The 18,146-nt window shown below is 57.8% G+C and carries 19 protein-coding genes and 1 other RNA gene; 18 read left to right on the top strand and 2 right to left on the bottom strand.

Features of this window, described 5'->3' with window-relative positions; genetic code table 11:
* The first annotated feature begins 137 nt into the window (after positions 1-137).
* The 16 genes from KGA98_RS17075 (at position 138) to KGA98_RS17000 (ending at position 15,924) form a co-directional block, all read left to right on the top strand.
* Positions 138-962: a (Fe-S)-binding protein gene (locus tag KGA98_RS17075; RefSeq protein ID WP_223502889.1), complete on the top strand. Its 825-nt coding sequence runs from the start codon at positions 138-140 to the stop codon at positions 960-962.
* Complete coding sequence (locus KGA98_RS17070; protein ID WP_090453019.1) at positions 959-2,416, top strand: LutB/LldF family L-lactate oxidation iron-sulfur protein; 1,458 nt, start codon at positions 959-961, stop codon at positions 2,414-2,416. Before KGA98_RS17075 ends, KGA98_RS17070 begins: the two co-directional genes overlap by 4 nt.
* Positions 2,413-3,084, top strand: coding sequence for a lactate utilization protein C (locus KGA98_RS17065; RefSeq protein WP_102669031.1), 672 nt, complete (start codon positions 2,413-2,415; stop codon positions 3,082-3,084). The genes KGA98_RS17070 and KGA98_RS17065 overlap by 4 nt, the downstream gene beginning before the upstream one ends.
* Positions 3,081-5,891: an FAD-binding and (Fe-S)-binding domain-containing protein gene (locus KGA98_RS17060; protein ID WP_223502888.1), complete on the top strand. Its 2,811-nt coding sequence runs from the start codon at positions 3,081-3,083 to the stop codon at positions 5,889-5,891. The genes KGA98_RS17065 and KGA98_RS17060 overlap by 4 nt, the downstream gene beginning before the upstream one ends.
* 202 nt (positions 5,892-6,093) lie before the next feature.
* Entirely contained in the window at positions 6,094-6,369 is a 276-nt protein-coding gene (locus KGA98_RS17055; protein WP_057716495.1) for a hypothetical protein, read from the top strand.
* Between the two features lie 337 nt (positions 6,370-6,706).
* Positions 6,707-6,985, top strand: a complete 279-nt coding sequence (locus KGA98_RS17050; protein WP_223502887.1) for a hypothetical protein — start codon at positions 6,707-6,709, stop codon at positions 6,983-6,985.
* Positions 6,986-7,079: 94 nt separating this feature from the next.
* Positions 7,080-7,476, top strand: a transfer-messenger RNA (tmRNA) gene (gene ssrA, locus KGA98_RS17045).
* Positions 7,477-7,641: 165 nt separating this feature from the next.
* Complete coding sequence (locus tag KGA98_RS17040) at positions 7,642-8,880, top strand: tyrosine-type recombinase/integrase (RefSeq protein WP_223502886.1); 1,239 nt, start codon at positions 7,642-7,644, stop codon at positions 8,878-8,880.
* Between the two features lie 51 nt (positions 8,881-8,931).
* Positions 8,932-9,756: a hypothetical protein gene (locus KGA98_RS17035; RefSeq protein WP_223502885.1), complete on the top strand. Its 825-nt coding sequence runs from the start codon at positions 8,932-8,934 to the stop codon at positions 9,754-9,756.
* Positions 9,757-10,069: 313 nt separating this feature from the next.
* Positions 10,070-10,321 carry a helix-turn-helix domain-containing protein gene (locus KGA98_RS17025; RefSeq protein ID WP_223502883.1) on the top strand — a complete coding sequence of 84 codons (252 nt, stop codon included), beginning with the start codon at positions 10,070-10,072 and terminating at the stop codon, positions 10,319-10,321.
* Positions 10,318-10,473 (top strand): hypothetical protein, encoded by a 156-nt coding sequence (locus KGA98_RS17020; RefSeq protein WP_223502882.1) that lies wholly within the window; start codon positions 10,318-10,320, stop codon positions 10,471-10,473. The genes KGA98_RS17025 and KGA98_RS17020 overlap by 4 nt, the downstream gene beginning before the upstream one ends.
* A 498-nt stretch (positions 10,474-10,971) precedes the next feature.
* Positions 10,972-11,262 (top strand): hypothetical protein, encoded by a 291-nt coding sequence (locus KGA98_RS17015; protein WP_223502881.1) that lies wholly within the window; start codon positions 10,972-10,974, stop codon positions 11,260-11,262.
* Positions 11,255-12,133 (top strand): toprim domain-containing protein, encoded by an 879-nt coding sequence (locus KGA98_RS17010; protein ID WP_223502880.1) that lies wholly within the window; start codon positions 11,255-11,257, stop codon positions 12,131-12,133. Before KGA98_RS17015 ends, KGA98_RS17010 begins: the two co-directional genes overlap by 8 nt.
* A 106-nt stretch (positions 12,134-12,239) precedes the next feature.
* Positions 12,240-14,012, top strand: a complete 1,773-nt coding sequence (locus KGA98_RS17005; RefSeq protein ID WP_223502904.1) for a DUF927 domain-containing protein — start codon at positions 12,240-12,242, stop codon at positions 14,010-14,012.
* 539 nt (positions 14,013-14,551) lie between these two features.
* Positions 14,552-14,674, top strand: a complete 123-nt coding sequence (locus KGA98_RS28445; protein ID WP_263287877.1) for a hypothetical protein — start codon at positions 14,552-14,554, stop codon at positions 14,672-14,674.
* 131 nt (positions 14,675-14,805) lie between these two features.
* Entirely contained in the window at positions 14,806-15,924 is a 1,119-nt protein-coding gene (locus KGA98_RS17000) for a hypothetical protein (protein ID WP_223502879.1), read from the top strand.
* A gap of 60 nt (positions 15,925-15,984) precedes the next feature.
* On the opposite strand, the gene KGA98_RS16995 is transcribed toward KGA98_RS17000, so the two are convergent.
* Complete coding sequence (locus tag KGA98_RS16995; protein WP_223502878.1) at positions 15,985-16,365, bottom strand: hypothetical protein; 381 nt, start codon at positions 16,363-16,365, stop codon at positions 15,985-15,987.
* 36 nt (positions 16,366-16,401) lie between these two features.
* Positions 16,402-16,695 (bottom strand): hypothetical protein, encoded by a 294-nt coding sequence (locus KGA98_RS16990; protein ID WP_223502877.1) that lies wholly within the window; start codon positions 16,693-16,695, stop codon positions 16,402-16,404.
* Between the two features lie 588 nt (positions 16,696-17,283).
* Between KGA98_RS16990 and KGA98_RS16985 the strand changes: the two genes are divergently transcribed.
* Both KGA98_RS16985 and KGA98_RS16975 read left to right on the top strand, forming a co-directional pair.
* Positions 17,284-17,502, top strand: coding sequence for a hypothetical protein (locus KGA98_RS16985; protein ID WP_223502876.1), 219 nt, complete (start codon positions 17,284-17,286; stop codon positions 17,500-17,502).
* A gap of 373 nt (positions 17,503-17,875) precedes the next feature.
* Complete coding sequence (locus KGA98_RS16975) at positions 17,876-18,082, top strand: helix-turn-helix transcriptional regulator (protein ID WP_223502875.1); 207 nt, start codon at positions 17,876-17,878, stop codon at positions 18,080-18,082.
* Positions 18,083-18,146 lie beyond the last annotated feature (64 nt).

The following is an 18,146-nucleotide window of genomic DNA, read 5'->3' as shown; positions in this document are numbered from 1 at the left end:
CACGATAAAAACCGACGCCGGGCCACACCCCCGGCGTCCGCTATTCACACCCCGGTCTGTAAGGCTGCTGAAAGCTACCGGCTCTATATTCAGCAGCCTCAACAGACGAATAACCGGGACCACCCGGAGACCGCCTGATGAGCGAGCTTTTTTACAACGCCGTGCCGAATACGACCCGTGTCGCCCCGCCACTGCCCGAGCCTCGGCAATACCCCAGCGAGAAACCGTCACGGGTCTACCTGTTCGGGACCTGCGTGGTCGATTTGTTCTACCCGGAAGCCGGGATGGATGCGATCCACCTGCTGGAGCGCGAAGGCATTCGTGTCGAATACCCGCAAGGGCAAAGCTGCTGTGGCCAACCGGCCTACACCTCGGGTTACACCGAACAGGCTCGGACCGTGGCGCGCTCGCAACTGGCACTGTTTGCCGGCGACTATCCGGTGGTGGTGCCGTCAGGCTCTTGCGCGGGCATGCTGCGCGAACATTACGCCGACTTGTTCAAGGACGAGCCGGACACGTTGAAACAGGTCCAGGCCCTGGCGGCCAGAACCTACGAGCTGGCCGAGTTCCTGTTGTTTGTCTGCAAGGTGCAGCTCAAGGACGGCGGCGAGCCCGTGAAAGTGGCGCTGCACACTTCGTGCTCGGCACGCCGTGAAATGAACACCCACCTGCACGGCCGCGAGTTGTTGGCGCAGTTGAGCAATGTGGAGCGGGTCAACCACGATCACGAAAGTGAATGCTGTGGCTTTGGTGGGACATTCAGCGTCCGTATGCCAGACATTTCCGGCGCGATGGTGGCTGACAAGACCCGGGCGCTGAAGGAGTCCGGCGCGCACAAGGTATTGAGTGCCGACTGCGGCTGTTTGATGAACATCAACGGCTCGCTGGAAAAACAGCAGGAAGCGTTGCGCGGTCAGCATCTGGCCAGCTTCCTCTGGCAGCGAACCGGAGGTGTGAAATGAGCACCTCGACGATTATTCCTACGGTTGCCGTAGAAGAAGATTTCCGCACCCGCGCTCACAACGCACTGGGTGACCCGCAATTGCGAAGCAACTTTCGCAAGGCGATGGATTCACTGATGACCAAACGGGCAGCCGCTTTCAGCGATGCCCATGAAAGAGAACACTTGCGCGCACTGGGCAATGCAATCCGTGCCCGCGCGCTCTCCAAGTTGCCCGACCTGCTCGAGCAACTGGAACAGAACCTGACCCGCAACGGTGTGACAGTGCACTGGGCGGAAACGGTGGACGAGGCCAATGGCATCGTCCTCTCGATCATCCGCGCTCACGAGGGGCGGCAAGTGATCAAGGGCAAATCGATGGTCAGCGAAGAGATGGAGATGAACCATGTCCTCGCTGAACAGGGCATTGAATGCCTGGAATCGGACATGGGCGAGTACATCGTCCAGCTCGACCACGAGAAGCCTTCACACATAATCATGCCGGCAATCCACAAGAACGCCGGTCAGGTCGCGTCCTTGTTCCACGACAAACTTGGCGTGGAATACACCAAGGACGTAGACCAACTCATTCAGATCGGTCGCAGAGTCCTGCGGCAGAAATTCTTCGAAGCGGACATCGGCGTCTCCGGTGTCAACTTCGCCGTGGCCGAAACCGGCACCCTGCTGCTGGTGGAAAACGAAGGCAACGGTCGCATGACCACCACGGTGCCACCCGTGCACATCGCCGTCACCGGTATCGAAAAAGTCGTGGAAAACCTGCGTGATGTGGTGCCGTTGCTGTCGCTGCTGACCCGTTCAGCCTTGGGCATTCCGATCACCACCTACGTCAACATGATCTCCGGCCCGCGCAAGGAACATGAACTCGACGGCCCGCAGGAAGTGCACCTCGTACTGCTCGATAACGGCCGCAGCCAGGCCTTTGCCGACAGCGAATTGCGCCAGACCCTGAACTGTATTCGCTGTGGCGCCTGTATGAATCATTGCCCGGTGTACACCCGAATCGGCGGCCATGCCTATGGGGAGGTTTACCCCGGGCCTATCGGAAAAATCATCACCCCGCACATGGTTGGCCTGGCGAAAGTCCCGGATCACCCGAGCGCCTCGTCGCTGTGCGGTGCCTGCGGTGAAGTGTGTCCGGTGAAAATCCCGATCCCTGCTTTGCTGCGGCGCCTGCGGGAAGAAAACGTCAAGGCCCCGGACAGCCCCCATCAAGTGATGCGCGGCCAGGGCAGCAAGTATTCACGCAAGGAGCGGTTCATCTGGAACGCCTGGGCCAAGCTCAACAGTTCGCCGACGCTCTATCGCCTGTTCGGTTTCTTTGCCACCCGTTTGCGCGCCCTTACGCCGAGCAATGTCGGCCCGTGGACGCAAAACCACAGCGCACCAAAACCCGCTGCCCGCTCATTGCATGACATGGCCCGCGAACATTTGGCCAAACAGGGAGACCGCCGATGAGCGCCAAACAGAATATCCTCGCCAAACTGCGTAAAAGCCTGACAGGCACAACGCCGGTGGCCGACAACTTCGATGTCGATCTGGTGACCCAGCCTTACACCTACGCGCCAGAGCAGCGCATTGCGCAGCTGCGCAAATTGATGGAAGCGGTGCACACGGAAATTCATCTGACGTCCGGCCAAGAGTGGCCGACGCTACTCGCGCAGTTGCTGCAGGACCGCCAGTTGCCAAGCCTGCTGATCGCACCGACAACGCCCCACGGTCAACGGATCACGCAGCACTGGGCGAATAATCCCGGCCTGCCAATGCTGAAAGCCTACGACCGCCCGGTTGAAGAATGGAAAGCCGAGCTGTTCAACGACACCCCGGCGAGCATCACTGGAACCCTCGGCGCCATCGCTGCCACGGGCAGCCTTATTCTCTGGCCGACCCGGGAAGAACCGCGCCTGATGAGCCTGGCGCCACCGGTGCATTTCGCCCTACTCAAGGCCAGTGAAATCCGCGACAACTTCTATCAGGTGCAACAGGAATTCGAATGGGCCCAGGGCATGCCGACCAACGCGCTACTGGTATCCGGCCCGTCGAAGACCGCCGACATCGAGCAAGTGCTGGCGTACGGCGCCCACGGTCCGAAAGACCTGGTGGTGCTGATCCTGGAGGACCAATGAGTCTACCGGCCGCTTTCCTGCGTGACGCACAGCAACTGATTCCCCAAGAGCGACGTTTCGACGACCCTCTGTCGACCCTGGCCTTCGGCACCGATGCCAGTTTCTATCGTTTGATTCCGCAACTGGTGATCCGCGTCGAGTCCGAAGACGAAGTGGTGGCACTGCTGCAACTGGCGCAACGGGATCAGGTGCCGGTGACTTTCCGCGCCGCCGGCACCAGTCTGTCCGGACAAGCCATCAGCGACTCGGTGCTGATCGTGCTGGGGGATAACTGGAACGGTCGCGAGATCCGCGGCCAAGGCACGCAAATCCGCCTGCAACCGGGGGTGATCGGCGCCCAGGCCAACGCCTGGCTGGCACCGTTCGGACGCAAGATCGGTCCGGACCCGGCCTCGATCAATGCCTGCAAGATCGGCGGGATCGTCGCCAACAATGCCAGCGGCATGTGCTGCGGCACCGCGCAAAACACCTATCACACCCTGGCCGGCATTCGTCTGGTGCTGGCCGATGGCAGCCGTCTCGACACCGAGGATGCCGCCAGCGTCACGGCGTTTCGCCAAAGCCACGCCGCACTGCTGGAGCGCTTGGCGATCCTGGGCCGTGAGACCCGGGCAAACGCCGAGCTGGCTGCGAAAATTCGCCACAAATACCGTCTGAAAAATACCACCGGCCTGTCGCTCAATGCCCTGGTGGATTTCGACGAGCCTGTGGATATCTTGAGCCACTTGCTGGTGGGCTCCGAAGGCACGCTCGGGTTCATCAGTGCCGTGACCTACGACACCGTGATCGACCATCCGAATAAAGCCTCGGCCCTGATTGTGTTCCCGGATGTCGAGACCTGCTGCAATGCGGTCACCGTGTTGAAAAGCCAACCGGTGTCGGCCGTGGAACTGCTGGACCGGCGCAGCCTGCGCTCGGTACAGAACAAACCCGGCATGCCCGATTTCGTACAACATCTGTCGAACAATGCCTGCGCCTTGCTGATCGAATCCCGCGCCGCGTCGTCCACCTTGCTGCACGAGCAACTGGCGCAGATCATGGCATCGCTCAAGGCGTTCCCGGTGGAAAAGCAGGTCGATTTCACCGAAGACCCGCAAGAAAACGCCCGGCTCTGGGCCATCCGCAAGGACACCTTCCCCGCCGTCGGCGCCGTGCGCAAGACCGGCACCACGGTGATCATCGAAGACGTCACCTTCCCGGTCGAACAACTGGCCATCGGCGTCAACCGCCTGATCGAACTGTTCGACAAACATCACTACGACGAAGCAATCCTTTTCGGACACGCCCTGGAAGGCAATCTGCACTTCGTCTTCACCCAAGGCTTCAACAGCCCGGAAGAAGTCGCACGCTATCAGGCGTTCATGGACGATGTGGCGCAACTGGTGGCGGTGGAGTTCGGAGGTTCGCTGAAGGCTGAACACGGCACCGGACGCAACATGGCGCCGTTCGTTGAACTGGAATGGGGTAGCGATGCCTACCAGTTGATGTGGCAGCTCAAACGACTGCTCGACCCCAATGGCATTCTCAACCCGGACGTGGTGCTCAGCGAAGATCCACAGATCCACCTCAAGCACCTCAAGCCCTTGCCCGCTGCTGACGAGATTGTGGACAAGTGCATCGAATGCGGCTTCTGCGAACCGGTCTGCCCGTCAAAAGGCCTGACCCTGAGCCCGCGTCAGCGCATCGTGATCTGGCGCGACATTCAGGCAAAGAAACGCGCGGGCATCGATACGTCCGAACTCGAAGCCGCCTTCGACTATCAAGGCATCGATACCTGCGCCGCCACCGGCCTGTGCGCACAACGTTGCCCTGTAGGCATCAATACCGGCGAGCTGGTGAAAAAGCTGCGCAGCCGGAAGGCGACGCATACGAAAACCGCTAACTGGCTTGAAGGACATTTCGCCACGGCACTGCAAGGTGCACGCTTCACCCTGCACGTGGCCAATGGTGCGCGGATGTTGCTGGGGGCACCGAGATTGGCGAAGTTGTCGGCGACGTTGACGCGCCTGTCCAAGGGTCAGGTCCCGCAATGGACCAACGCCATGCCTCAGCCTGAACGGCCGATTCGCTTCAGCCCGACGGTGACGGACGCGCGCCCGCGCGTGGTCTATCTGGCGGCCTGCGTATCCCGCGCCATGGGCCCGGCAGCGGGCGATACGGAGCAAATGTCGCTGCACGACAAGACCCGAGGCCTGCTGGAAAAGGCCGGCTACCAGGTAGTGTTCCCGGACAACCTCGACAACCTGTGCTGCGGCCAGCCATTCGCCTCCAAAGGCTACGCCGAGCAAGCCGAGCACAAACGACAGGAACTGATCGGCGCCCTGCTCCACGCCAGCCGTGGCGGGCTCGACCCGATCTACTGCGACACCAGCCCCTGCACCTTGCGCCTGGTTCAAGACCTCGGGGAAGTCCGTTTGGACCTGTACGACCCGGTGCGCTTCATCCGCACACACCTGATGGATCGCCTGGACTTCACGCCTCAGGAGGCGCCGATCGCCGTGCACGTAACCTGCAGCACCCAACACCTCGGGGAAAGCCAGGCGTTGATCGACCTGGCGCGCAAGTGCAGCAAAAACGTGGTCGTTCCCGAAGGTATTCACTGCTGCGGCTTCGCCGGCGACAAGGGCTTCACCACGCCGGAGCTGAACGCCCATTCGCTGCGCACGCTCAAGGATGCGGTGCAGCAGTGCAGCGAGGGGATTTCCACCAGCCGTACCTGCGAGATCGGTCTGACGCAACATGGCGGCATTGACTACCACGGACTAGTCTATCTGGTGGACCGCGTTACCCAGGCTAGGGTGCCCTGATAGCAGGATCTAAAGGAAGGTGCATAAAGGTGCCCTTCGTTAACGCTTCTTGTCGGAATCGACAGTTCTACAGCAGAAAAAAGAACCCTGATGTGCCGCCGCAGTCCACTGATCAAGTCCCGCCAATGCGGGACCTTCCCAAAACTCGGTAGACCGATTTGATGGCCAGCAATGCTTGGTCCTTCAGTTCAAGGAGAAACACATGAATCGTTCTGTGCTTTTAGGTTTGTTCGTTGCTGCTTCCATGATGGCTTCCACTTCGTTTGCGGCCGAAAAAGACCTATGCGCGGTCAACCTGCAAACCATCGAAAACGGCAAGGCACAGATTCCTCCGGAAATGACTGACCAGGTAAAAGCCTCCGTCGAGCAAGCCAAAGCCGACCAGGCAAAAGGCACCAAGGAAGGCATTGATGATTGCATCGCCGAGACCAACGACATTATCAAGGCCGTCACCGACTCGAAAAAAGGCGCCAAGTAACTCGGCTCAAGGCCAACCTTCGGGTTGGCCTTCCGGGCCGCGTTGGCGTACATCAACAACGGAGTACTGGCAGCCGGGAGCTCAAAGCCCGGCCGTGCCCGATACGAAGCAAACCAAAACCCGCCAATTGCGGGTTTTGTTGCATCTGGGGTCTGGAAATGTGTAACCGCCCCCCCCATCGCTGGAAAAGCTCGACAGGTTTTCTTCAAAAACCGAATTCTTGCGTTGAATCGTAGTCTTTGAGGTAGGCCCCATCAGATCGTGGCGGACTTTTCGGGTTCGGCTTGGCCGTCTACTCATACGACAGCACTGAAACCATCAGCTCAAGGAGATACCCATGAAACGCACCACACTCGCTGGCCTGTTCATTGCTGCTGCCATGCTGGCCTCTCCTGCATTTGCTGCGGACAACAACCTCTGTACGAGCAAGCTGCAAGAGCTCAAAGGCAAAGTGAATGCGCTGCCGGCGAACTCCGCAAACACCACGATGGAGATCAAAAGACTGATGTCCAGCGCCGAAGCCTCACAAGCCTCCGGAGACGACAAAAAATGCGTCACCGAGGCCACCCAGGCATTGGCGCTCGCTGACAGACAGAGCACCCAACCAAACCCATGATCTGTGGTGGCCAACCTTCAGGTTGGCCTTCCGGGGCGTGATGACGTACACTGTATATGCCTGCTGCTCACTTGATTCACAGAGCGTCAGGCTCGGGGCCGTTTAGGATTCGACGCCGGTTGCGAAACTTTAGGTGCATGCCGAGTTGGTAACAGAACTCGTAAATCCACTGTTGCAACTACTTATAGTTGCCAATGACGATAACTACGGCCAGGAATTCGCTCTCGCTGCGTAAGCAGCCTTAGCCCTGAGCTTCTGGTACCTTCGGGTCCAGCAATCACCAGGGGATGTCTGTAAACCCAAAGTGATTGTCATATAGAACAGAATCGCCGTGCAGTACGTTGTGGACGAAGCGGCTAAAACTTACACAACTCGCCCAAAGCACCCTGCCCGTCGGGTCGCTGAGGGTTAACTTAATAGACACGGCTACGCATGTAGTACCGACAGCGGAGTACTGGCGGACGGGGGTTCAAATCCCCCCGGCTCCACCAAATACCAGTTTCCACATGTTCCCACATGATCGGAAACACCCCAAGAAGCCCGCCCCGTGCGGGCTTTCTTGTGTCTGGACATTCCCGAATGAATCCACACAGCATTGCGCCCCGTGTATGCCTGCTTGTATGCTCGCCATAAAATTGAAACTAGGGCATACACGCATGAAGCGTTCGGAGATTAAGCGCCGTCCGATGGCAGACACCACTTTGGCCAGCCTTGAGCCAGAAGCCAGTACCTACCGGGAGCTGGATGGCACCGGGCTCTATTTGCGAGTGAAGCCCACCGGCCAGAAGTCCTGGGAGCTGCGTTACAAAAAAGCAGATGGAAAATGGTCATGGCTGGGGTTGGGAGGCTACGGCAAGGGCAGCCACCAGTTGACCGGCGAACAAGCGCGCCAGAAGGCAGCAGAGCTACGCGACAGCACGATGAAAGATGGCAGCATGCTCGCCACCCAGCGCGCGCAAAAAGCAGCGGAACGCGAAGCCGCCAACAACACTTTCGAGCATCTGGCACGCGAGTGGTACGCCAACAAACGCAAAGGCTGGAGTGCCGGCACTGCAACCCGAACCATTGGCGCCCTGGAGCTGCATGTGTTTCCGGTCTTCGGCAAGCGGCCCTATCAGGGGGTTCTGCCAATGGAGTGGATGGAATTCCTGCGCGGTATGGAGCAAACCGGGATTGTCGAACAGACCAGCCGAGTACGTGGCATGTGCCGGGAAATTTACGACCTCGCCCGCGTCACTGGCCGTGCAACTCACAACCCACTGGAAGGGTTGCACAAGTTCCTGCTGACCAAGCCAGCCGAGAACTATGCCCATGTTTCAATTGACGAACTCCCGCCCCTTTTGCGAGCTATCAGAGCGTACCCGAGCGCGGTAGACGTCCGTATCGGTCTGCACCTGCTGTCTATGCTCGCCTGCCGACCATCTGAGCTGCGAGAGGCACGTTGGTCTGAATTCGATCTAGATGGCAGCCTGTGGACAGTTCCCGCCGAACGAATGAAGCGTCGTCGTGAACATGTGGTTCCCCTGCCACGCCAAGCCGTCGAACTGCTGCGTGATCTGCACAACCTCACCGGCGCTTACCTACTGCTATTTCCTGGTCGTAGCAATACAACCAAGCCGCGCTCCAATACCGTTTTCCTGATGGCCCTGCGTCGCCTTGGCTACGAAGGTCGGCAGACTGGCCACGGGTTTCGCCATATCGCCAGCACGATCCTCAACGAACACGGCTTCGATGAAAACCACATTGAAGCTCAGCTATCACACGTCAAAGACGGGATTGCCGGGGTGTACAACAAAGCTCAATACCTGGCTCAGCGTACGACCATGATGCAGTGGTATGCCGACCACCTGGATACGCTCGCCGCTGGAAACGTCGCGGCCTTCAAGCGAGCTTGATGCCGAGCTTATGGCTCCCACTCCTCCTATAACAAAGCAATAGGGAAACACATGGCAATCAAGCCGCTCAAACTCAAGCGCTACATTTCTGAAGATGAAGCTGCTCAACTTCTTTCGTTACTGATAGGTGAGAAAGTCAGCAGCGAAGATATGGCGGAATACGCCTTGGAAGGGATCATCCCAGCGTACATGCAGTTTTCGCCTGTTGATAAAGAAACATACCCAGGACCAGTCTTCTCCCTTGCTGAGGATGATAGATACCCGGAGTACACAGCACACCTCTCATACATGGAGGAGTGGCTTGCTGTTATCCCGTACCCTCTCCCCCTCGACAGCTGGATAACAGACAGCAATGGCAAAAAATGGAAAGTGCTTGCTGGGAGGGCCGACCTCGGTGTTGACGAGATAACGTCCGAGCACTACGTGAGAGTTTATGCACCTCCAGAAATTTGCCTGGCAGCAGACATCATGAACGATCCCAAAGCCCACCCTAAGTGGCCCGCAATTCTTCATTCCCACGGAGAGACCTGGGGCGATATCGATGGAGAGGATCGCATGGAGCATATGCTGAGCCCATTCAGAGTGGAGGAGATTCAAGATCGTATAGCTGTCGCTGATGGACGCTCGACTTTACCAAGAGGGGGGCCGATTAAAGGTGACCGCCCCATCAACTGGCACCTCGTGGTTGCTGGGCTCGTGGAACTCTTGTTAGACGGAAGGCGAGATACATATAAGACCCAAGGTTTGATCTCAAGTGAGATTAGCTCGCGGCATCCAAATTGGCCCAATGCAAGTAAAACCGCAATCGACCGCGCAATGGCTAAAGCGAATGACGCCGTCGCGCTGGAGGAAAAGCGGCAAGCATTTGATGCCTGATTTTGTCGGGCAAAAAATCCTTTTGTCCGACAATGACTTCAACGGACCGGGTGAATAACGTAGCGAGCTTCAACCATATGGAGCAAGTAAATGCACCCGAATCACCCCACACCAAGTAAAGGCTTGATTCGTCAGCCTGCACTCTGCCAATGGCTAGACGTGACCCGATCAGGTCTCGCCAAGCTAAGAGCGAAAGACTCCTCATTCCCCAAGCCCATCAAAGGTGACTCCCGGCAAGCTGCTGCTTATTACGTTGTGGCGGAGGTGGACGCCTGGCTGTCTGCCAAGATCCAAGCACGGGATGCTATTTAAAATGAATACCAACAACGGAACTGCTCAGTGCGCCCGGCTATTGAAGCGCCTGCAAATGGAGCCCATCGATACGCTCACCGCCATGCGCGAATTGAATATTCTTCGCCCAGGCGCCCGTATTGGCGAGCTGCGGGATCTAGGCCACGAGATTTTTACTCACCGTATTGTGCTCACTGACGATCAAGGCCGCACGCATCGCAGGATCGCTCTGTACTTCCTCAGCACCAACCCGCCAGCTGGAGTTTCCGTATGAACCTCTATCCGTCCAAAATCCGCGCACTTACTCACCGCCGCATTGCCTTAAGCGCCCTCCGCGCCGACTCCAGACTCGTAACTCGCCTCAAGCGCTACAACGACCACATGACCATTGTTCGCGCCCTGGAAGTGCAAGGCGGTGCAGAATGAACGGGGCGCTATTGGTGCCTTTTGTGAGCCTGGCCTATATCGACTCCAGAGGCGTTACGGTGCGCAGTCCTTGCGCCTTGGTTGCCCTGACCCCGGTCGGTTGCAACTTATCCATGAAACACAGTCAGGAGTTGCTGTCATGGGTAGCGTGAGGCCCTTGAATGGCAAGCCATATGTGTGTGCCAGCACTACCACTACGCTAGGTGTTTGTGATGACGACCTCTGCGCACCCACTGCTCCAGCCATCGACGACGATAGCTTGTCCATACTGATTGAGGCCTGCTCTGAGCTTCGCGATTTTTACGAACTAGAGCAGTGCCCTGGACGCGCTGGCTGGCTATCGGAAATCGTTGAGGACTTTAAGGCATTAATCGCTCGTCTCGATCCTTCGCAGCAAGCAAATGAATGATGCCGCAATTCTTTTTCGTGACTCGCTCCTGCCGGCCTACGGGCCGCTTGAGCGAATGGCACTGAAAACCTCGTAACGGATTAATCACCATGACCAAAACAACCTGCAAAAAAGCGGGTACGCCGAAGTCTTGCCCGAAGAAAGCCAAAGAGCTTTTCTACCTCTGCCATCCAAAGGTGGTAAAGGCGCTCCTGGGGCCCTTCCTAACCAAGGCTGACGCAGAAACTGGCCGTGTAATAATGCGCAGCGCCTATGCCGTGGTGACGGCCTGCCTGGTCGATTCAATCGATGACATTACCTACTTGCACGCGCTGAACAATGGGCGCGTCTGTCAGGCCTTTGCTGGCGCTGATCACCATGGAGGCGCTCGTCATGACTGACGTGACGATCCTTTTCCGTGACGCGCTCCAGTCCGTCTATGGACCGCTCGATTGGCTGCCTGTGCCCGATGGGACTATCCACCGTTTCGGCGTCCCGGACGACAAGCCGGGCACGCGCAATGGCTGGTACGTACTGTACCTCGACGGCATCGCCTCCGGCGCGTTCGGTAGTTGGAAGACTGGCGGTGCCAGCACCTGGTGCAGCCGTGAGCCGTTGGACGCCCGGGAAGCCGCGCAGGTGCGCAAACGCATCGACCAGGCCCGGCGCCAGCGTGAAGCTGAGCAACACAAGCGCCAGCTCAGCACGGCCAACCTTGCGCAACGCTGGTGGCGTGACGCTCGCGGCGCCGACCCTGACCACGCCTATTTAATCGCTAAGGGAGTTCAGGCACACAACTTGCGCCAGCGTGGTGACGAACTGTTGGTACCTCTGTACTCCGGTGGAGTGCTGGCCAACCTGCAACGAATAGCACCAGACGGCAGCAAGCGCTTCCTGTTCGGTGGCCAGGTGAAGGGCTGTTATTCACCGATGGGCCTAATTACACCAGGCAAGCCGCTTTGCATCTGCGAAGGCTGGGCCACGGGTGCCACGCTTCACGAAAGGGGCTACACCGTCGCCTGCTCCATGAATGCCGGTAACCTCAAGCCGGTGACGCTGGTGCTTAGGGCTGAATACCCCACCACTGAAATCATCATCACGGGTGACGACGACCGGGGCACCGAAGGCAATCCCGGACGCACAGCGGCCAATGCCGCCGCCATTGCAGTGGGTGGACTTGTGGCGTTTCCCGACTGGCCGAACAGTGCGCCCAACACATTGACGGACTTCAACGATCTGTACCGCTGGGAAGCCGACCATGCCAACGAATAACGTAACCAGCCAGACGGTTGATCTAGGCGGCACGGCAGGGGCGAATGACGGGGCCAACACGGCGAAAATTACCGCAAGCCAAGCGGCAAAGGTCTCGGCAAAGTTTCTGACGATTGAAACCCCGACGATTAAGCCTCCTGAGCGCCCTTGCTGGGGCGTATATGAACACTGGGTAACGAATGAGAAAGGCCGCAAGCTGCGACCCGGTGTGTACTGGCACAGCTTTAAACGCACGACCGCCGATGATGAGACTGACGACGACAAAACAGACCGCCCAATCACTGACGAGTGGATCTCCAGCCCCGTGACCGTAGTGGCCCGGACGACCAATAGCGACGATGGTAGCGAAGGCCGTTTACTCCGTCTGGTAACCGAGAGCGGCATCAAGGAATGGATTATCCCTATGGAGGTGTTCGGCGGTAGCGGTGAGGACGCCAGGCGCCAGTTGTTCGGCATGGGCGTAATCATCGCGCTCAAGAAGCGTGGCGCCTTTATGGAGTACTTACTGGACCAGCGACCCGACCAAGTGTTTGCCACCACCTGCCGCCCCGGCTGGCATGAGTCGGGCGCATTTGTGTTGCCAGGCCGCACCATCGGCAGCGACAAGGTGCGCTATCAGGCCAGCGGCAAAGGACAGAACCTATTCAGCCTGCGCGGCGACCTGGAGGGCTGGAAAACCGAAGTCGCGGCCAAGTGCGAGGGCAATCCGGTACTGACACTGGCGATTGGCTGCGCACTGGCAGGCCCACTTCTGAGCCTAGTAGGCGTATTGGGTGGCGGTGTTCACCTGGTAGGTGACAGTTCTAGCGGTAAGTCGCTGGCGCAACTGATCGGCTCATCGGTATGGGGCGACCCCGGCATATTCGCGGCGAGCTGGGACATGACCAAAGGCGGCTTGGAGATCGAGGCATCGAGCCGCAATGACACCATGCTTCCGCTGGACGAGATCAAGCGCGCCGACCCCAAGCGTGTGCAGGAAATGGCCTACTCACTCGCCAACGGCCAGGGCAAAGGCACCATGACCCGCGACCGGGAAGCCCGCGGCAAACTGAGCTGGCGTCTGCTGGCGCTTTCCAGCGGCGAACGCTCTCTGTCCGAACACGCGGCCATCAGCGGTAATGCCGCCCACGCTGGCGCCGAGTTACGCATGGTGGATGTAAACGCCGGCACTCGCACCCACCGGGCCTTTGATGAATTGCATGGCCTGGAGGGTGCCGACTTTCACCGCCTGCTGACCGTCGCTGTCGGCGCCCATCACGGACACATCGGGCCAGCATTCGTGGAACAGTTGCTCGCCAGCGACGACCGTGCCGGCCTGCTTGAAGACTTTGCCGGTATCCGCGCCCAGTTCATCGAGGACAACGCCCAAGCCGGACGTGTGGCCGATCGCTTCGCCGTCATTGCCTTGGCTGGGGAAATGGCAATCGCCTACGGCCTACTGCCCTGGACGCCAGGCAGCGCGTTGGCCGATTGCCAGTTGCTCTATGGCGAATGGCTGAGTCGGGTAGGCAGTGGCAATGCCGAAGACCGCCAGATCCTCGCTGGCATCCTGGAATTCATCGACAAGCACGGCAGTAGCCGATTCTCCGATGTGGATGCGCCAGAGGTAGACGCCAAGGTGTTCAACCGTGCTGGCTACTGGGAAGTGGTGGCCGGTAAGCGCCTCTACCTGTTCAACAAGTCGGCGCTGACCGAAGCAGCTCACGGTCACGGCCTGACGCGAGTAGTGAAGGCACTAGAAGGCGCTGGCGCTCTTGCCAAGCACGATACCGACCGAGACAGCCGCAAAACCAAGAAATACCGCCTGCCCGCCGGTGGGTCTGCCCGCTTATATGCCATCGACCCAGACGCCATGGATGGCGAAGGGATCAGCCAATGACCACCTCCATCACCAAACGCCGATGCCCGAATTCACAGGAACCTATAAACGTGGGGAACAGGGGGAACGGGGGAACGGCCAGTGAAACCGTGGCCTGTAGCCGTTCCCCCTTATTGAAGTGTTGGGGAACAGGGGGAACACAAACATGTTTTTGAATATAAGACTCCGCGCACTTCCTGACATTTGGTTATCACTGTTCCCCACAATTTTCGGTGGGGTACAAGTTCCCCCTCTGGAAGCCCCTGAAACACCGGGTGTTCCCCCCGTTCCCCCGTTCCCCCGATTTTTTTTCACAGGCACATTTGGGAGTAAGTGGAATCCGGGCGAGGTGGCGCAATGAGCCTCCTTTCCGGCCTGCTCGATCACATGCCGCCGACCATCGCTGGCGCTGACAAACCGACCATGGCGAATCGCACCACGGAACGTCCACATTTGGTGCTGGTCAGCCACGCTTCCCGAGCTCGAGGTGACGCTGCGACTGGAATTGGGTTTACCGATAGACACTGTGCCGACTGGCACAGCAAACGAGGAAGATGACGATGATTGATAAACGCGACGGCGTGACGAAGAAACCCCAACCCAGCCAGGAATACTTCCCGCAGTCTCACCCTGACCGGCTGCCCAAGGGCGAGACCGGAAAGAGCGGGAAGAAAGGCAAATGACCGGTGTGCAGCACACACGACAAGGGCGCCCATGAAGCGCCCTTTATTTTATTTTCGAACGTATGTAGGGGCCTTTGTTATGATTTTCCAACGGCGCGGTTTGCGCTTTTTACTTTCTTAGGCTCGGACAGATGAAAATGGACGTTGAAAAGTGGTTAGGGTACCTGAGTCGCTTCCTGAACATTATCAGACCCAAGGCCTATAACGTCATTGCGCGGATTGTTGTCGGTGCTGGTGCTGCAGTGGTGCTTTCTCAGACCAAAATCGTTGAGGCATTGATCGTTGCTGCGGTTGAGTTCTACTTCGGGCGATCCGATGTTCTAAGAGAATTTCTGAACCAAGAGTCAAGTCTGGGGTGGGGTTTTGGGATTATTGCGCTGGGGCTGGTTTATCACCTGTCGATGACGGTCGGTGTAGATTTGGTGAGCGAAAGGCTGCAGCGCCTCCCAAAGTACCCTGTGCTGGCATTGGGCGTCCGGAATGCCGACAGTGAAGAATATGGTGGCAAGAAAATCCAAATGAGGGGTGCGCTTTGCCAAGTACCTGACGCAGCTGGAATCCCAGATCACGTAAAGGTCATCAGCGTTCCTCGAGAGCGCGGCGGCCTTGACCTGTTTGGCGGGAGCTTTACGACAAACTTTTTGGCGAGCTCCCTGAATTCAGACTTCTACAGGGATAGGTCTGAATATTTTAGGACTTGGGGAGGAGCAGAGCTCCTGCGCTTTACCATCACGAATGACTCACCAATCCTTGCGAAGAATGTGAGCGTATGTTTCGTCGTCTCCAAAGCCGCTGGGGTGGCTATGGACAATACAAACGATGACTTTCCGACCATCCCCTCTGCCAAAAAGGACGGTATGAGGTTTTTACCACCTGTAACGGCAGTAGAAAAGTACGACATAAAGAGGGGGCACACCGGTCAGGAGTATATTTTCTCTTGGGATGTGGGTGATGTGCAGGCAGGCACAGTGCTCGAGTCCAAGACCTTAATTTTTCTCCGGGCCGAAAGGGATATCGAAATACGAACCACTATCTATTGCGACGACTTCCCTGAGCCCGTAAACGACACGTACGAGGTCAAGGCACCTACTAGCGATCGCTCACAGATATCGGTGGCAGACTTGAAAGTGGAAGACACCGAGTTTACCAAGATGCTTGACGATGTAGTTATGGACGGTTATCTGAGGCGGCGCGCAGAGCAAGAATTCAATAAGTACCAGCATGAGGCGCAGGAATACTTGCCGAAGTGAAGTGCTACTGGGGGTATTCCTTGCCCCCCAGCAACCCTAGTGCCGACGCTGACATGGACGTCAACGCGATTCACCAGTGTCGAATGCTTTTCCGGTTTCCCACAGAATGTATTTGTAAGCACAACCTACCAGCAGGAAAATTATTGCCCCAGTGCAGGCGGAAATCGACACGACATCAAGCGCCTTGACTGGACTGTCGTTGGTCGCGTAATTCACCAGCACTAACAAAAAGAGAATCACGAGAAGCACATGTACTCTGACCCACCTGAACAAGAGACGGGCTGTGTACTTCGGTTTCCAGGCACCCTCTGACGTTTGCGCAGTGACTGCCGACGCTTCGGGGCGATGAGCCCTCGCAGGCAAGAACGGGGCCACTACGACCGCGATCGTAACCAACGAGGCCAGAATAGAAAGTAGGTTTGAAGCAGTGTCGAGCGCCATCTATGACTTCCTGCGGATCTTGCTAGTAATGGCTTTTTAGTAGGCATCGGGCGTCTCATAATCGCAAGCATCGTCTGCCACCGCCTGCGCATTGCGGATTTCCTGCCGTGTCGCCCCTCTCTGCGTCTCGAGGACTTCCACGTAGGAAAGCGCCACGTCGCACATGGCCTCCTGCTTCGCACTCTGCTGCTGTGCCCACCCGTAGACCCCGCCGACCACCAGCGCGAGCTGCATCCCACGGCCGAGCCACTCAAGCCAATCGATCTTCATGGTGCTCATCGTGTGCTTGAGCACATGCCAGCGGTTGAACACTTCTGGGTTGCCGAGCATGACCTGGATGCCTACACCCTGGCGCCCGTTAGTTTGACCACGCTTTGACGGATCGCGAGACGACCATGCGCCAGCGCCTGGCTGGACGCCTTGATCTGTAAGGGCTGGAGCAACTTTTCACGTACGGCAGTGGGCGCGGCTCGTCAAAACTCTCGGTGGGCTCGTCAAGGGAGATTTACCAGCGGCGGCAGACGCGAGGCATGGTGAACATGACCATACCCCTGGATTCGAATCAATCTTCGCTAGCGTCGTTCGGTGTCGTGATGAACATAATCTCAGCTCAAATCAAACGGCTGGAGCTCTCCCATGATTATGCCCAACTACCGCGGCTACACCATTCAAACTGACTGCTACAAGAACGAGGCCGGCTGGTTCCCTCGTTACCATTTGACGAATTTGATCACCGGCGAAGAAGGCACAATCGCACCGAGATGCTCATACAGCACCGAGGTGGAAGCTATAAGGGAATCGCTAAAGTTCGCAGCGCAAGCTATTAGGCGCCAAGAGGTCGGCTTTTAAAGCGCTACCGCTTACCTGACAGCAGGATGGAGCAGGTACGCTTTTGTTTTCCCGAATGGAATCGAAGCGATGCCTTCCCCTGAGTACTCTCTCCCTGATGTCCTTGAGCGCATGTATCAAAACCAGCTCGCCCTGGAGGCCGCTTTAATGGAGCTGACCTTGTTAGTCGAAAGCCAGGGACAAGCCGATGCCGGCGACAATATTCGGACTGCCTTGGGCGTGATCGGCGAAAACGCCGGACATATCAATCAGGGGTTGGCCAGACTGAAGGCACAAGGCGCGACGTAAGCCAGCATTAGAATCAAGGATCGCTTATGAACGATGATTGCGAAGTGGTATTTGTTGCCGGTCTGGGCAAGATGCTGGGCCGAACCGAGGCGTCGGTCAGAGAGGGGATTCGCCGAAGCGTGGACTGGCTACCCAAGAGTTTCAAGATGGGAGTCAGGCATTGCTGGCTGAAGGAGGACGTGCGGTAGTTTTTGCGCGAATGCCGCGACGGCGAGAGTAAAGCACCGAAGGTCGGCAGGAAGCGGCAGACGCCGCCAACGCTGAGAGGTATTAGTGATGCAGGGATGGGAGAGCGATGACTCTGATATCGATTACTGAAGCCGCCGTTCTCCTGGGCATCGGTCAGTAGCGCCATGAACAAAGAGATAACTCCATGACAAACAGAGCGGCGACAAACAGCATTGATCGTTTCCTGCGCCTCGACGAGGTGTTTCACACAACCGGTCTTGGCCGGAACACGGTGTATCGCCGAATCAGAGAAGGCACCTTCCCAAAAAAGGTAAGGATAGGCCCCAACTCGGTGGCGTGGCGTCAGTCAGCAATCGTTCAATGGATGTTCGATCCAACCCAAGACGATTAAGAGATTTGAAGTTGGACGTACGCCAAGAGCGAAAAAGCCCGCACGGAACGGGCTTGGTGCCGCT

Origin of the sequence: Pseudomonas sp. BF-R-24 (assembly GCF_019947335.1) — a bacterium.
GTDB classification, from domain to species: Bacteria; Pseudomonadota; Gammaproteobacteria; order Pseudomonadales; family Pseudomonadaceae; genus Aquipseudomonas; species Aquipseudomonas jessenii.
Note: the sequence above shows the minus strand (reverse complement) of the source record. Positions and strands in the feature narration are given on the sequence as shown.

Excerpts from the sequence above, each read along its gene's own strand:
- KGA98_RS17050 (WP_223502887.1), top strand. The coding sequence starts at position 6,707 with ATGAAACGCACCACACTCGCTGGCCTGTTCATTGCTGCTGCCATGCTG.
- KGA98_RS17035 (WP_223502885.1), top strand. The coding sequence starts at position 8,932 with ATGGCAATCAAGCCGCTCAAACTCAAGCGCTACATTTCTGAAGATGAA.
- KGA98_RS16990 (WP_223502877.1), bottom strand. The coding sequence starts at position 16,695 with ATGCTCGGCAACCCAGAAGTGTTCAACCGCTGGCATGTGCTCAAGCAC.
- KGA98_RS16985 (WP_223502876.1), top strand. The coding sequence starts at position 17,284 with ATGCCTTCCCCTGAGTACTCTCTCCCTGATGTCCTTGAGCGCATGTAT.
- KGA98_RS17060 (WP_223502888.1), top strand. The coding sequence starts at position 3,081 with ATGAGTCTACCGGCCGCTTTCCTGCGTGACGCACAGCAACTGATTCCC.
- KGA98_RS17040 (WP_223502886.1), top strand. The coding sequence starts at position 7,642 with ATGAAGCGTTCGGAGATTAAGCGCCGTCCGATGGCAGACACCACTTTG.
- KGA98_RS16995 (WP_223502878.1), bottom strand. The coding sequence starts at position 16,365 with ATGGCGCTCGACACTGCTTCAAACCTACTTTCTATTCTGGCCTCGTTG.
- KGA98_RS17020 (WP_223502882.1), top strand. The coding sequence starts at position 10,318 with ATGAACCTCTATCCGTCCAAAATCCGCGCACTTACTCACCGCCGCATT.
- KGA98_RS16975 (WP_223502875.1), top strand. The coding sequence starts at position 17,876 with ATGACAAACAGAGCGGCGACAAACAGCATTGATCGTTTCCTGCGCCTC.
- KGA98_RS28445 (WP_263287877.1), top strand. The coding sequence starts at position 14,552 with ATGATTGATAAACGCGACGGCGTGACGAAGAAACCCCAACCCAGCCAG.
- KGA98_RS17075 (WP_223502889.1), top strand. The coding sequence starts at position 138 with ATGAGCGAGCTTTTTTACAACGCCGTGCCGAATACGACCCGTGTCGCC.
- KGA98_RS17055 (WP_057716495.1), top strand. The coding sequence starts at position 6,094 with ATGAATCGTTCTGTGCTTTTAGGTTTGTTCGTTGCTGCTTCCATGATG.
- KGA98_RS17010 (WP_223502880.1), top strand. The coding sequence starts at position 11,255 with ATGACTGACGTGACGATCCTTTTCCGTGACGCGCTCCAGTCCGTCTAT.
- KGA98_RS17025 (WP_223502883.1), top strand. The coding sequence starts at position 10,070 with ATGAATACCAACAACGGAACTGCTCAGTGCGCCCGGCTATTGAAGCGC.
- KGA98_RS17070 (WP_090453019.1), top strand. The coding sequence starts at position 959 with ATGAGCACCTCGACGATTATTCCTACGGTTGCCGTAGAAGAAGATTTC.
- KGA98_RS17065 (WP_102669031.1), top strand. The coding sequence starts at position 2,413 with ATGAGCGCCAAACAGAATATCCTCGCCAAACTGCGTAAAAGCCTGACA.
- KGA98_RS17015 (WP_223502881.1), top strand. The coding sequence starts at position 10,972 with ATGACCAAAACAACCTGCAAAAAAGCGGGTACGCCGAAGTCTTGCCCG.
- KGA98_RS17000 (WP_223502879.1), top strand. The coding sequence starts at position 14,806 with ATGAAAATGGACGTTGAAAAGTGGTTAGGGTACCTGAGTCGCTTCCTG.